Here is a 14032-nt window from a genome sequence, read left to right as displayed (position 1 = left end):
CAGAGCCATGCTTTTATACTTGCTGGCTTATACTTCCCTGGCCGCTGCTTCCTTCTGTTTGATACAAGCTATAGTTGCTAGCTCCCGTTGATCCTCCAGACTTACGAGCCTATAGTTTCACCTCTGGCTTTGGCTCCCTCCAGCCCGGGAGGGCTCGTCCTTTGGCATCGCGCGGTGTACATTTCCTTTGCTGTCGCAATTTCGCTAAAGCGAAACCGTAAATCTACAAGGCGCTCCACCCAAGGACTGGGATCAGATTCGATAGCTCCTGTTTTCTGTCATCTCGACCTTGGGGAGAGATCTCTTTAGAATTCTGGCTAGATCTCTCGCGCAGCTCGAGATGACAGGGAATAGAGCAAGTATAACTCCCCCTGATCTTAGGAGAAGGTCAGGGGTGGGTTTATACTTCTATAGGGACAGGCCGCGACCTGTCCGCAACTTCAGCGAGGTCACAAGTATAAGTTTGAGAAGTATAAGTGCTTTTATACTCTGTCCTTGGGCAAATAGCCTTTCGTCCAGAATTCCTGATAGCTCCCTCCATGGTAGGGATGGGATAATCGCAACTTGGTTTTTATACTTCATACTTTGCCCCGAAAGTATGGAAAGAACGCTGGCTATACTTTGTACATCCCAAACCTCCTCCGCCAAAGTATAAAGTATAGCCATCGTAAGGCGAAAACTGCCTGCCCTTACAACTGCTGAACATCTCACTCCTAAACTCTCTAAATCTGATTACTTTCTAATGATTTGTGCCTTACCTTTGCGGTAAAAGGAAAGAACGTGCTGTTTAAAGAGATTTTATACCTGATACAAAAGGACCTGGTGCTGGAGTGGCGGCAGAAGTACGCCCTCAACGGCATGCTGCTGTACGTGGGCAGCGTGGTGTTTATCTGCTACCTCAGCTTTGGCATGCGCCCCAACATCCTGGTGCCCCCGGTCTGGAACGCCTTGCTCTGGATCATACTCTTGTTTGTGTCAGTAAACGCCATCGCCAAAAGCTTTATGCAGGAAAACCGCGGGCGGCTGCTGTACTTCTACTCCATCGTGAGCCCGCAGGGGATCATCCTGGCCAAGATCATCTACAACACCCTGCTAATGCTGCTGCTGGCCATCATCTGCTTTGTGTTCTATGGCTTTGTGCTGGGCAACCCGGTGGAGGACGTGCCAATGTTCCTGCTCTCCATCCTGTTGGGCGCCGTGGGCTTCTCCACCTCGCTCACCATGATCTCGAGCATCGCCAGCAAGGCCGCCAACAGCAGCACCCTCATGGCCATACTGAGCTTCCCGGTCATCGTGCCGATGCTGCTGATGCTCATTAAAATGTCGAAAAATGCCATGGATGGCCTCGACCGTAGCGCCAGCCTCGACGAACTGCTTACCCTGCTCGCCATAAACATGATCGTTGTCACTGTTTCTTATATCTTATTCCCGTACCTTTGGCGTTCGTAGGGCATCTGATACAGGAAAGCAGGGAAAAGCCTTGCTGCACTTGTTCGGGCAGGAAACAGAACGAATTAAAAGTTTAAAATGTCTAACGATAGAAGGCTGCAACCCCTGTATACTTTTTGAAAGCAATGAAGAAGAATTGGTGGAAAATACTGGCGGTGGTGCTACTGGTTTACACGGTAGTGGCCGGTATGCTTACGGAAGTGCCGCGGCTAGCCATCCTCAACGAGACCATCCGCAACCTGTACTTCCACGTGCCGATGTGGTTTGGCATGATCCTGATCCTGCTCACCTCGGTGGTGTACTCCATTCTGTACCTGCGCAACCCCAGCGTCAAGAACGACGTGATCGCCTACGAAGCTGCCAAGGTGGGGATACTTTTCGGTGTGCTGGGCATCGTGACGGGCATGGAGTGGGCCAAGTTTACCTGGGGCGAGTACTGGAGCAACGACCCAAAGCAGAATGCCTCGGCCATTGGCCTGCTCATCTACTTCGCATACCTGGTGCTGCGCAGCTCCTTTAGCGAGCAGCAGCAGCGCGCCCGCATCAGCGCGGTGTACAACATCTTCGCCTTCGCGGCGCTTATCCCGCTTTTGTTCATCCTGCCGCGCCTCACCGACTCGCTGCATCCCGGCAACGGAGGCAACCCCGGCTTTAACGCCTACGACCTGGACAGCCGCCTGCGCATGGTGTTCTACCCGGCCGTGTTGGGCTGGACGCTGCTGGGCTTCTGGATCATAAACGTGAAATCAAGACTGGAAATACTCAGACAACGCTTATATGAAACTGTTTAAAATACTGACGATCTGGTGCCTTATCCTGCTGGCCGCCGCTGGCTTGCAGCCGGCACAGGCGCAACCGGGCCAGACAACCGAGGTGGAGTTCTCGTCGGCCCCGCAAACCGAGATAGAGATGGCCGACACCCTGCGCCGGGACGGCAAGATCTACGTTGTGGTCGTGGTACTGCTGACCGTGCTGGCGGGCACGATCGCTTACCTGGTAACGATTGACCGCAAGGTGAGCAGGCTGGAGAAACAGCTGAAGGACGACTTGGTAAACAGGTAAAAAAACGCACATACTACCCTGAAAAGGCAGCAAATAGTTTTCAGCAGGATGGATTTAAAACGATCTGTCGTGTGTTAGGCTAACAGAAAAAGGAATACCTATACTTCTACTAAGATGAAAAAGACACACATCATCGGGATTTTAGTGATTGCAGTCGCAATCGTTATCATCATGTCTTCGGTGGGCGACGCCAGCACCTACGTCTCCTTCGACGATGCCATTGAGCGCGCCGAGGATGGCGACATGACCAAGGTACACGTGGTGGGCCGCCTGAAAAAGGACACCCAGGGCCATATTGTAGGCATGAACTACGACCCGCTGGTAGACCCGAACTATTTCTCGTTCATGCTCGTGGATACCAACCGCGTGGAGCAGAAGGTGGTATACTTCAACCCAAAGCCACAGGACTTTGAGCGCTCCGAGCAGGTGGTGATAACAGGCAACATGCAAAACAATGTATTCGTGGCCGATAAAATCCTGCTCAAGTGCCCGTCTAAGTACGTGGAGACCGAGATCAAGGACACCAAGACAGCAAGCCTGTAAAAATCAAGTTTAGGAGTTAGAGCGTTTAGGAGTTAAAGATGTGTTAGCTCTGTATTTCTCTACCTCCCAAACTCTCTAACTCTGTAACTCTTTAACTTTCAAAGATGATTAATACGCTGATCGGGGATATTGGCCATGCGAGTGTGATTGTGGCTTTTGTGGCGGCCATAGTATCCTCTTACGCATACTTTATGGCGTCTCGCGCCAAGGTAGAGCTTTCCGGCGATGACAGCTGGCGCAAGATGGGCCGCTGGTCCTTCTACGTGCATAGCGCCGCCGTTATGCTGATAATTTTTACGCTGTTCAACATCATCTACGAGCACCGTTACGAGTATTACTACGCCTGGAGCCACTCCTCCAACCACCTGCCGGTGCATTACATGATCTCCAGCTTCTGGGAAGGCCAGGAGGGTTCGTTCCTGCTCTGGATTTTCTGGCACGTGGTGCTGGGTGTGGTGCTGATCAACAGCAGCAAGAAAAACAAAGTATGGGAAGCGCCGGTAATGGGCATGTTCTCCTTTGTGCAGCTGTTCCTGACCTCCATGATCCTGGGCATCGTGATCGGCGACCTGAAGATAGGCTCCTCCCCTTTCATCCTGATGCGCGACTTTATGCCCGACACCCCGGTGTTTGCCATGGACCCGAACTTTGTGCCTGCCGATGGTACCGGCCTGAATCCGCTGCTGCAGAACATCTGGATGGTGATTCACCCGCCGACGCTGTTCCTGGGCTTTGCCGCCACGCTAGTGCCGTTCGCCTTCGCCATGGCCGGCCTTTGGAAAGGCAAGTTCCATGAGTGGATCAAGCCGGCGCTGCCCTGGTCGCATTTTGCGGCCGTGTCGCTGGGCATCGGCACCATGATGGGTGCTTACTGGGCCTACGTAACCCTGAACTTCGGTGGCTACTGGAACTGGGACCCGGTGGAGAACGCCGTGTATATTCCGTGGCTGGTGCTGGTGGGCGCTATCCATACCATGATTGCCTATAACCGTGGCAAGTCAGGCCTGAAGGCTTCTTTCATCCTGATCATTGCCTCGTTCATACTCATACTTTACGCCACCTTCCTTACCCGAAGTGGCATCTTGGGCAACGCCTCCGTGCACTCGTTCACTGACCTGGGCCTTTCCGGGCAGCTGTTCACCTACCTGGCGGCCTTTGCCGTGCTGGCTATCGCCCTGCTACTCTACCGCTGGAAGAGCATCCCCACCTCCGACAAGGAGCTGACAACCTACAGCGGCGAGTTTTGGGTGTTTATCGGCGCGATCGTGCTTTGCCTGGCTGCGTTCCAAGTGCTTTTCACCACGTCCATTCCGGTTTACAACTCCTTCCTGGGCTTTATCGGGATAGAGTCTAACGCCGCCCTGCCTGCCGACCAGATTGAGCATTACACCAAGTTCCAGTTGTGGGGCGGTGTGGCCATTGCCGTACTTACAGGCGTAGGCCAGCTGCTGTGGTGGCGCAAAGGCGAGAAAGGGAGCTTTGTAGATGCCATTACCCTGCCGGGCATGCTCACGCTGCTGTTCGCCAGCCTCATCATCGTGCTCTCGAAGATGGGCATGCTGCACGAGACAATGGACAACCCGGTGTTCATCATACTTCTGGTGGCCTCCCTGTTTGCCGTGTTTGCCAACCTGAGCATTATCCTGAGCCTGCTGCACAAGAAGATCACGCTGTCGGGCGGCGCTGTGGCCCATATAGGCGTGGCTCTGATGCTGCTGGGCATCCTGTTCTCCTCGGGTTACGACAACATCGTCTCGCAGAACAACTCTGGCCTGGTGTATTCCCGCGAATTCCCGGAGGAGATCAACCGCGACAACGTGCTGCTCTGGCGCAACACGCCCGTAGACATGGACAAGTATACTGTAAGTTACCACGGCCAGTTCCAGGAAGTGATCGGCGTACCAGGCTATGTGAACCGCGAACTACTGTGGCCAACAGCCGACCCGTACACCTCTATTGCGCGCGGCCAGATAAGAGTAGGCGACAAAGTATACTTCGAAACAGGCGATACGCTGGCGATGTACTCGCCGGAGAACACCTTTTACGAAGTACAGTATAAGGAGCGTGAGGGCGACAAGCTGTTCACACTCTACCCGCGCGCGCAGGTGAATCCGAACATGGGGCTGCTCGCTTCCCCGGACATCAAGCACTTCGCCAACATGGACCTTTACACGCACGTTTCGTCCATCCCGGACCCGAACGAGGAGAAAGACTGGGGAGAACTGCAGGAGTATGATCTGGCCGTGGGCGACACCATTATCCTGAACGACTATGTGGCTGTGTTTAACGGCGTAGAGCAGATAGCGCAGGTGCCGGGTGTGGCGCTGGAAGAAGGCGACGTAGCCGTGCAGGCTGACCTCAAGATTTACGGAGAGCGCAAGGACTACCACGCGCACCCGGTGCTGATGGTGAAGAACCAGCTGATGGGCCGTGTGCCGGAGGAGATCGCCGACCTCGGACTGCGCCTCACCTTCCTGAACATCGACACAGAGAACAACAAGTTTAAGATCGGTGTGAATGCCTCGCAGAAGGATTACATCATCCTGAAAGCTGTGGAGAAGCCGTTCGTAAACATCCTCTGGATAGGCACAATTGTGATGTCGATTGGTTTTGTGATGGCCATTGTACGCCGCAAGGACGGTGGCGCCAAAGCCAGGCCAGTCGCTCCGAAAGAAAAAAGAAAAGCACAGGTAGCCTAAGCGCTGCCTAAAGTGTAGAGAAGCCCTTGCCCAAACAGCAAGGGCTTTTTGTTTTACAGCCGATACACTTAACTTGCCGCCAGCAGCAAAGTATAAAACAAGTATGAACATAGCCCTGATCGGAGCAGGAAACGTAGGATGGCACCTGGCGCAGGCGCTACAATCGGCTGGCCATACGGTAACGGCCGTCTATAGCCGCACCGCCACACCGCGCGAGGAACTGTCCCGCCTTCTGCCCCAGGCGCAGCCCATCAGCTCCCTAAACCTGCAAAGTATAAACGCGGAGGTGGTGTTGCTGGCCGTGCCCGATGCCGCGCTGGCCACGGTGGCCGCAGCGCTACAGGTAAAGCCAGGCACAATAGTGGCCCACACTTCCGGCTCGCAGCCGCTAAGTATACTTGCTGCCGTGGCATGTGCCCGAACAGGCGTGTTTTACCCGCTCCAGACCTTCTCCAAATCCAAAGCCGTAACCTTTAAAAAGGTGCCCATCCTTTTAGAGGCCACGGACAATGAAACGCTGCAAGAGCTACAGGCACTCGCGCAAAGTATAAGCGAGACGGCAGAGCCAGTAGCCTCAGGGGCCCGCAGGCAGCTGCATCTGGCAGCGGTCTTCGCCTGCAACTTCACCAACCACCTGCTGGGCATCAGCCGGCAGCTGCTGCTGGAAGCCGGCCTGCCCCACCACCTGCTGCAGCCGCTCATCCAGGAAACAGTTGCCAAAGCCATGCTGCACCACCCCTACTTGGTGCAAACCGGGCCCGCCGTCCGCCACGACCAGAACGTGCTAGACGAGCACCTGCACATGCTGCAGCAGCACCCGCAACTGCAGGAGCTGTACCGGCTGCTCACGCAAAGCATACAGGCCGCGGCAGAGAAGCAATAACCATTTACGCTGAAACCTGTTAAGCAGCAAAGGCAACGTATAAGCCGGGGCGTATACTTTGATTCGGTACGCTGGCTTTGTAACTTTGCACCTTAGTATAAAGACACAGACATGAAAGTTGTAAATATAACATTTAAGTTTGCTGACGGCGCTCCGGATGAAACCCATCCGGCGGTTGAAGGCGAATCGGTGCTGGATGTAGCCCTTAACAACGACATTAAACTACAGCACAACTGCGGCGGCGTGTGCGGCTGCAGCACCTGCCACGTGTACATCGAGGCCGGCATGGACGACCTGCCGGAGATTTCGGACAAAGAAGAGGATTACATAGACCGCGCCGTGGACCCGCGCATCAACTCTCGCCTGGGCTGCCAGTGCGTGGTGCAGGGCAACGAGGACATTATAGTAACGATCCCGGAGCAGGATTTCCTGGGCCACTAATTCATTTATCATTTAACACTTACTAATAAAGAAGCTTGATCGGTAAGTGTTAGATGCCAAATGGTAATTGATAACTGATAATTGATACCTGAAAAAGTATGAGCTACGAGCCACCAATACACTGGAACGATTACGAGGACATCGCGATGGCGCTTTACGAAAAGTTCGGCGATGATTTCTCTGAGTCTAAGATTTACCGCATCCGCTTTACCGAACTGCTGGAGTGGGTGCTGTCGCTGCCGAACTTTGAGGGCACGCGCGAGCAAGCCAACGAAGGGCACCTGGAACAGATACAAGCGGCCTGGGTTTACGAATGGCGCGACAACCAAGACTAAATCATACCTGCTCACGCAAGTATAAATTCAGAATTTTCTATACTTTTAAAGGCTCTTTCAGGGGAAGGAGCCTTTTTCTTTTTGCTGGTACCGGATTCCTATAACCTACACGTATGTCTATCACCCAAACAGACCTTAACAGCATCACCACATTTATTTTTGATGTGGATGGCGTACTGACCGACGGCCTGCTCTACTGCTTTGCCGACGGCGAGCAGGTGCGCGCCTTCAACATTAAGGATGGTTTTGCCATCAAGCATGCTATCAGCCAGGGCTACCATGTGGCCATCATCTCGGGCAAGAACGAGCCGGGCGTGCGCCGCCGCCTGGAGCAGCTCGGCATCGAGGATATCTTCCTGGGGATAGACGACAAGGTGGAGGCCATGGAGGACTACCTGTACATGCAGGGCGTGAACCCTGCCACCGTGGCCTACATGGGCGACGACATGCCTGACTACGAGGTAATGCAGCGCTGCGGCCTGCGCGCCTGCCCGGCCGATGCCGCCGACGACATCCAGGCCATCTCCACCTTCATCTCCACCAGGAACGGAGGCAGGGGCGCCGTGCGCGAGCTTATCGAGACCATCATGAAAGCGCAGGACAACTGGTAATTCAACCGGGGTTATACTATTTTCTAAATAAATAGAAGATTTTATTTAATACACTATTGGATATATAGAAAATAATTTTTAGTTTACCCTCAGTTTAATTACCATCAACAGTCAATTTTTTATGAAGACAGGAAAAGTAAAGTTCTTTATCGAGTCAAAGGGTTTCGGCTTTATCACTGAGGACGACACCAACGAAGATTTCTTTGTACACGTAACCGGCCTTAACGGTCTGCAGATCCAGCAGAATGACCGCGTTGAGTTCGACACGGTGGAAGGCAAAAAAGGAATCAATGCTGTAAACGTGAAGAAGTTCTAACCAGACATACTTTACATGCACAGGAAAAGCCCCTACTGCAGGGGCTTTTTTTGTTGCCCCCTCGCTACTCTGTTGTATTTTTACGGAAACAAGCTATAACCCGTACTCATACTTTCCGCCACTGCCCGTGAGACACATCCTTGAACTGATACGCGCCCGCAACCTGGTAATGATCGTGCTGAGCCAGGCGCTGGTGCAGGCCTGCCTGCTGGCCCCGGAGTTGGAATGGCACAGGCTGCAGGATGGCAGGTTCTGGTTGCTGGTGCTCTCCACCGTCTGCATCGCCGCCGCCGGCTACATCATCAACGACTACTACGACGTAAAGATCGATGCTATCAACAAGCCCGGCCGCCTGCTGGTGGGCCGCCTCATACGCCGGCGCAGGGCCATGTTCGCCCACCTCATCCTTTCAGGCACCGGTGTGTTGATGGGCCTGCTGCTCTCCATCCCGGTGGCGCTGATAAACCTGGGGGCGGTGCTGCTGCTCTGGGGCTACTCGGCGCGGCTCAAGAAGATGCTGCTCATCGGCAATGTGGTGATCGCGCTGCTATCGGCTTCTATGCTGCTGGTGGTGGCCGTGTACGCCGATCAACTGAACCGCATCACGCTGGGCTACGCGCTGTTTGCCTTCCTTATCTCTCTCATCAGGGAGATCATCAAAGACATAGAAGACATGAAGGGTGATGCCTCCTTTGAGTGCCGCACCCTACCCATTGTGGCCGGTATGCGCGGGGCCAAACTGGTGCTGTACCCGCTGATAGTCGCTTTCCAGGTATTTGTTACAGTCGTTATACTTCATCCCGCCTCCAACGGGATATTTGATGCGTACATGGTGCTGCTGGTGCTGCTGCCAAGCGCATGGCTGGTGGTAAAGCTGGTGCGAGCCGACCGCAAACGGGACTTTACTTACCTCAGCAACCTCAACAAGCTTATCATGTTCAGCGGCATTCTCTCAATGCTGCTGCTGTAGCGCATACGCTCGCATCAGCAGGAAGCATAAAAGAAGCCCGGGGCGCTAACCACGGGCTTCTTAACGTAACCAATAAGCAAAAGAGACTATCTCACAATCAGGCGGCTGGAGGCTACATCGTCTTCAGCCATGACCTTTACGAAGTACGTGCCACGGGCATATTGCCGGGTGTTGATCTCCACGGTGCCGTTGGCGTTGCTCAGCTCCAGCACTTTGCGGCCCAGCATATCCATTACAGCCACGTTGGCATTGCGGATGCTGCCCAGGCTCAACTTCACGGTGCCCTGCGATACGGTTGGGTAAACAGCCACGCGGGTATCACCGATCATATCGTCAATGCCGGCCACGGTGCCTACCGTCACAGTCTCGGTGATGGAGGCCAGCGCGTTGCCATCTTCGCGGCGCAGGATCAGGTCATACTTGTAGATGCCCGGTGCAGAGAAGTTTATCTTGAAGTACTCCCTTAAGGACTCCGGAAGGGCCTCCCCTCCTTCGGCGCCAACTACGGCAACGCCATTATCAAAGGCAACCTGCGCATAGTCGGCTTCGTCTTCGTTAGCCGCGTTACGGTTGGAGTTATAGAAAAGGGTAAAGTTGCCGCTTTGTGCCGGGTTGTGCAGCTTTATCTCCAGATTGGCCTTCTCATCCTTACGGTCAAAAGACTTAATCAGCACCTGCCACTGTACATCCGTTCCCACAACCAGGTTCCCCTGCTCGGAGATCACATCAAGGGTTCCATTAATGGTAGGTTCCTGCGTTTGTGCATTGCCAGCGCCAGTTGCCAGAACGATGGCCAATAGGGTGGCAATAACGTGTAGAGCTTTTTTCATTGTAAAAGGTTTTAACATTTCAATATTAGGTATGACGATACATTATTAAATGACAGTATTCACATACATACGTAAAGCGATTGCTTTTGCTCCACTTTTTTGATACTTTTTTCACTATATATCTTTTCCTCCGTTTATCCGTTTATTGCTTTATCTGGGTTAGTAAGTATATTTGACATTGTTACAAACTGGAGCATAGCATTAAAAATGGACAGAGCACAGGAGCTGCTGGAAGAGTACGGATTGCGCAAGACGGGCTGCCGCCTGGAGGTGCTACAATGTTTTCTGGAGCAGGACTTTGCACTCTCTCACGCAGACCTGGAACGGCTTATCGGTGATAGCTATGACCGTGTAACGATCTACCGTACCTTGTACTCATTCGAGGAAAAGGGGCTCATACATAGTATAAACGATGTAAGCGGCGCCATTAAGTTTGCACTCTGCAAGACTGACACCTGCTCGCAGCAAAAGCACCAGGACAACCACATCCACTTCAACTGCACCTCCTGCGGCCAGACCTTCTGCCTCAACGAGATCCGTATCCCAAGTATGGCCCTGCCCCAGGGATACACCGCCGAACGACTACACTTCTCAGCAGAAGGCACCTGCAAGGGATGCAACGACTAAAGCGCGCCTGAAAGCCATGCCGCACCACGTACACCGCATAAGCACGCCATGAAGCCTCAGCCAGACAATGCCGCAGCGTTCCGACAACTGGTTTCATCGCCGGTCAAGTTTCGCCTCTTCCTGCTCTCCAGGCTGCCCATGGCTTACCTGGCCGGCCTGCGCGTAACCACCCTCACACCGGAGCATGCCGCGGTTTCCATCCCGTACAAGTACGTCAACAAGAATCCCTTCCAGTCCATCTACTTCGCCTGCTTAAGTATGGCTGCCGAGCTCTCGACCGGGGTGCTGTGCATGATGCACGTCTATCAGTCCAGCCCTGCCGTATCGATGCTGGTGGTGAGCATGGAGGCCAGTTTCACCAAGAAGGCAGTCGGCAGGATCACCTTTACCTGCCACAATGGGCAACAGATACAGCAGGCCGTAGAACAGACCAAAGCTACCGGAGAAGGCGTAACCGTGGTGGCCACCAGTAGAGGCGTGGACGAGGCCGGTGACCAGGTGGCCGAGTTCCGTTTTACCTGGTCGCTGAAGGCCAAGCCAAAGGCCTGACATTTATTCGCTTTTGGCAGCCCATACTTGTAACTTGCGGCCCAAACCATAGTACGACGCATGAAATTTCGAGCTATCTGCACTGATATAGACGGCACCTTGCTCAACAGCGAGCGCCAGCTCTCGCAGCGCACCATCGATACGTTCAAACGCCTGAACAAAGACGTGCCTGTTATTCTGGCCTCCTCGCGCATGCCGAGCGCCATGCGCCACCTGCAACAGGAGCTGAACATACTCCACCACCCGCTCATCTGCTTTAACGGCGGCTATGTTATCCATTTCGAGGATGGCAAATCCGCCCCCCTGCAGCTGGACTCAGTGCAGATTCAGCCCGATGTCTGCCAGGTCATCCATGATTACACCCAGGGCTCCAACATACACGTGAGCTTGTATGAACAGGACAACTGGTACGCCCCGGCGATGGATTACTGGGCCGAGCGCGAGCAGCGCATCACCAAGGTATCCCCGAAAGTTACTGAACTGACCCCTATACTTGCTAAGTGGCACCAGACAGAGACCGGCGCGCATAAAGTGATGTGCATGGGCCCCGCCGACGAGATAGATGCGCTGCAGCAGGAGCTGAACAGCAACTATGCCGACCGGGTGCATGCTTACCGCTCCAAAGACACTTACCTGGAAATCGCCCCGCGGGCCATCTCCAAGGCCACCGCCCTGGAACTGCTGCTGAAGGAGCGTTTTAACATGGGCCTGCACGAGGTAATGGCCTTCGGCGATAACTACAACGACATCCACCTGCTGCAGGAGGCGGGCATGGGCATCGCCGTAGCCAACGCCCGCGAAGAGGTAAAAGCTGTGGCCGATGAGGTCACGCTGAAAAGTATAGAGGATGGCGTGGCCGTGGCCATTGAGAAGTACTGGTTATAAAGTATAAACAGATGAAAGACTACAAGAAATACTACATCATACCTGCCGAGCCCGAGGAAGTATACGTGGCCCTGACCAACCCCTACACCTTGCAGCTCTGGACAGGCGAGCCCGCGGAAATGTCTACGGAGCCGGGGTCGGAGTTCTCGCTGTGGGAAGGAAGTATAACCGGCAAAAACCTGGAGTTTGAGGAAAACAGCAAGCTGGTACAACAGTGGTATTTCGGCGAGCAGGAGGAACCATCCATCGTGACCATTAAACTGCACCCGCACAAGTATGGCACCTCCGCCGAGCTGCGCCACACCAACATCCCCGACGAGGCCTATGAAGACATTGCCGAAGGTTGGGACCACGCCTACTTCGCCTCGCTCATTGATTTCTACGAGGGGGAGTAAGCGGTTTTTATACTTTGGTGGGGCCAACTGCCCCTAAGAACAGGAGACGAAGCTAGTATAGGGTCCAACCACCCCTGCCCCTCCTTGGCTTTTTCGAGGGCCCCTACCCCCAGGAGGGGAGCTCGTAGTTACTCATGCTGAAGTATAAATTGCATAGTTGCTGGTATCGCGCGGACAGGTCGCGACCTGTCCCTACAGGTATAACCCAACCCTGATCGCTACGCTCGCTGATGGCGCAAGCGTCCGCTTGTGCCTTACCCACCCCTGACCCCTCCGAGGAGGGGAATTGTTCAGTATGCGATTATCAACCCCTGCCCCTTTCAAAGGGGGACTTATACTTGTTCCATAGCAAAGGCAGCAGCTATCGAACTGAACCCAGTCCTTGGGTTGAGCGCCTTGTGAGATCCGGTGCCCGTCAAGGGCAGCGCCTTGGCGCAGGAGGGAACACAGCGCAATGCCCGAGGACGAGCCCTCCCGGGCTGAGGGAGCCAAAGTATGAAGTGCAATGGTAGGTTTGTGGGAACTACAGGATCAGCGGCAGCTAGAAAGGATAGCTTGTTTCAAGTGCCGTGAAGCAGCGGCTAGCAAGTCTTCAGACTTGCACCAGAAAGAGGAAGTATAAAGTATAGCCGAAGTATAAAACCCTGTTCATCCACTCCTCCTAAAAACTCTGATGTAGAAAGGAATAAAGTATGGGCCAAGTATAAAACAAGAATCCGCAGCAGCTACACCCGCAAAACCAAAGTATAAACCACGATTTTATACTTATACATTTACATCTCCCGCCAAACCCGTTATATTTGCAGTTTCATCGCAAGCCCATACTTTTGAAACCAAAGGATAAGAAACATATAGTCATATTCGCGTCGGGATCGGGGAGCAATGCGCAGCGCCTGCTGGAGCATTTCGAACACCACCCTGCCATACGTGTGGCCGCCCTGTTTTCTAACAACCCGAAAGCGTATGCCCTAAAACGAGCCGAGACCTTCCGCGTCCCGGCTTTTTTGTTTACCCGCGACGAATTTTACAACACTGACAAGGTACTGGAGCAGGTGCAAGCCTTTGAGCCCGACCTGATCGTGCTGGCCGGTTTCCTGTGGCTGGTGCCGCTAAACCTGCTGCGCGCCTTCCCGAACCGCATCATCAACATACACCCTGCCCTGCTGCCCAAGTACGGCGGCAAGGGCATGCACGGCGCCCATGTGCACGCGGCCGTTATCCAGGCGCAGGAGCCGGAGTCGGGTATCACCATCCATTACATCAACGAGGAGTACGACAAAGGCGAGTTTATACTTCAGGAGCGCTGCCCGGTACAACCCACCGACTCGCCCGAGGAGCTGGCTGCCCGCATACTACAATTGGAGCACAAGCACCTGCCCGAGGTGGTGGAGAGGCTGCTGCTGGAAAATAACCAACTATAAAACCATTACATCAATC

The 14032-nt window shown here is 53.9% G+C and carries 17 protein-coding genes; 16 read left to right on the top strand and 1 reads right to left on the bottom strand.

The genetic code is table 11. The annotated features are described in order from the left end of the window. Positions 1–807 precede the first annotated feature (807 nt). The 11 genes from OH144_RS19265 to OH144_RS19215 all read left to right on the top strand — a co-directional run bounded on the left by OH144_RS19265 (position 808) and on the right by OH144_RS19215 (position 9309). Positions 808–1449 (top strand): heme exporter protein CcmB, encoded by a 642-nt coding sequence (locus OH144_RS19265; protein ID WP_073854221.1) that lies wholly within the window; start codon positions 808–810, stop codon positions 1447–1449. A 125-nt stretch (positions 1450–1574) separates the two neighbouring features. Further along, entirely contained in the window at positions 1575–2240 is a 666-nt protein-coding gene (ccsA, locus tag OH144_RS19260; RefSeq protein ID WP_266203892.1) for a cytochrome c biogenesis protein CcsA, read from the top strand. Continuing rightward, positions 2227–2511: a CcmD family protein gene (locus OH144_RS19255; RefSeq protein WP_266203891.1), complete on the top strand. Its 285-nt coding sequence runs from the start codon at positions 2227–2229 to the stop codon at positions 2509–2511. The genes ccsA (OH144_RS19260) and OH144_RS19255 overlap by 14 nt, the downstream gene beginning before the upstream one ends. Before the next feature lie 114 nt (positions 2512–2625). Next, positions 2626–3054 (top strand): cytochrome c maturation protein CcmE domain-containing protein, encoded by a 429-nt coding sequence (locus OH144_RS19250; RefSeq protein WP_266203890.1) that lies wholly within the window; start codon positions 2626–2628, stop codon positions 3052–3054. Positions 3055–3158: 104 nt separating this feature from the next. Next, positions 3159–5753 carry a cytochrome c biogenesis protein CcsA gene (gene ccsA, locus OH144_RS19245; RefSeq protein ID WP_266203889.1) on the top strand — a complete coding sequence of 865 codons (2595 nt, stop codon included), beginning with the start codon at positions 3159–3161 and terminating at the stop codon, positions 5751–5753. Positions 5754–5856: 103 nt separating this feature from the next. Then, positions 5857–6636: a Rossmann-like and DUF2520 domain-containing protein gene (locus tag OH144_RS19240; protein ID WP_266203888.1), complete on the top strand. Its 780-nt coding sequence runs from the start codon at positions 5857–5859 to the stop codon at positions 6634–6636. 111 nt (positions 6637–6747) lie between these two features. Beyond that, complete coding sequence (locus OH144_RS19235) at positions 6748–7077, top strand: 2Fe-2S iron-sulfur cluster-binding protein (RefSeq protein ID WP_139307985.1); 330 nt, start codon at positions 6748–6750, stop codon at positions 7075–7077. 98 nt (positions 7078–7175) lie between these two features. Continuing rightward, entirely contained in the window at positions 7176–7412 is a 237-nt protein-coding gene (gene iscX / locus OH144_RS19230) for a Fe-S cluster assembly protein IscX (RefSeq protein ID WP_266203887.1), read from the top strand. A 113-nt stretch (positions 7413–7525) separates the two neighbouring features. Further along, entirely contained in the window at positions 7526–8023 is a 498-nt protein-coding gene (locus OH144_RS19225) for a KdsC family phosphatase (protein ID WP_266203886.1), read from the top strand. A 121-nt stretch (positions 8024–8144) separates the two neighbouring features. Next, entirely contained in the window at positions 8145–8339 is a 195-nt protein-coding gene (locus tag OH144_RS19220) for a cold-shock protein (RefSeq protein WP_025608922.1), read from the top strand. Between the two features lie 127 nt (positions 8340–8466). After that, positions 8467–9309: a geranylgeranylglycerol-phosphate geranylgeranyltransferase gene (locus tag OH144_RS19215; protein WP_266203885.1), complete on the top strand. Its 843-nt coding sequence runs from the start codon at positions 8467–8469 to the stop codon at positions 9307–9309. An 86-nt stretch (positions 9310–9395) separates the two neighbouring features. On the opposite strand, the gene OH144_RS19210 is transcribed toward OH144_RS19215, so the two are convergent. After that, positions 9396–10139 carry a T9SS type A sorting domain-containing protein gene (locus tag OH144_RS19210; RefSeq protein ID WP_266203884.1) on the bottom strand — a complete coding sequence of 248 codons (744 nt, stop codon included), beginning with the start codon at positions 10137–10139 and terminating at the stop codon, positions 9396–9398. A 207-nt stretch (positions 10140–10346) separates the two neighbouring features. Here OH144_RS19210 and OH144_RS19205 point away from each other — a divergent pair, with 207 nt between their 5' ends. From OH144_RS19205 to purN, 5 genes are all read left to right on the top strand, one after another. Further along, a complete protein-coding gene (locus OH144_RS19205) occupies positions 10347–10766 on the top strand; it encodes a Fur family transcriptional regulator (RefSeq protein ID WP_266203883.1) in 420 nt (139 codons plus the stop codon). 48 nt (positions 10767–10814) lie between these two features. Next, complete coding sequence (locus OH144_RS19200) at positions 10815–11315, top strand: PaaI family thioesterase (protein ID WP_266203882.1); 501 nt, start codon at positions 10815–10817, stop codon at positions 11313–11315. A 60-nt stretch (positions 11316–11375) separates the two neighbouring features. Continuing rightward, positions 11376–12200, top strand: a complete 825-nt coding sequence (locus OH144_RS19195) for a Cof-type HAD-IIB family hydrolase (protein WP_266203881.1) — start codon at positions 11376–11378, stop codon at positions 12198–12200. An 11-nt stretch (positions 12201–12211) separates the two neighbouring features. Then, on the top strand, positions 12212–12595 hold the full coding sequence (locus OH144_RS19190; RefSeq protein WP_266203880.1) for an SRPBCC domain-containing protein: 384 nt from the start codon (positions 12212–12214) through the stop codon (positions 12593–12595). 827 nt (positions 12596–13422) lie between these two features. After that, a complete protein-coding gene (gene purN / locus OH144_RS19185; protein WP_266203879.1) occupies positions 13423–14016 on the top strand; it encodes a phosphoribosylglycinamide formyltransferase in 594 nt (197 codons plus the stop codon). The last annotated feature ends 16 nt before the right edge of the window (positions 14017–14032 follow it).

The organism is Pontibacter kalidii (assembly GCF_026278245.1).
In the GTDB taxonomy this organism is placed as follows: Bacteria; Bacteroidota; Bacteroidia; order Cytophagales; family Hymenobacteraceae; genus Pontibacter; species Pontibacter kalidii.
The sequence above is the reverse complement of the archived record's forward strand: the minus strand, read 5'-3'. Positions and strand labels throughout refer to the sequence as shown.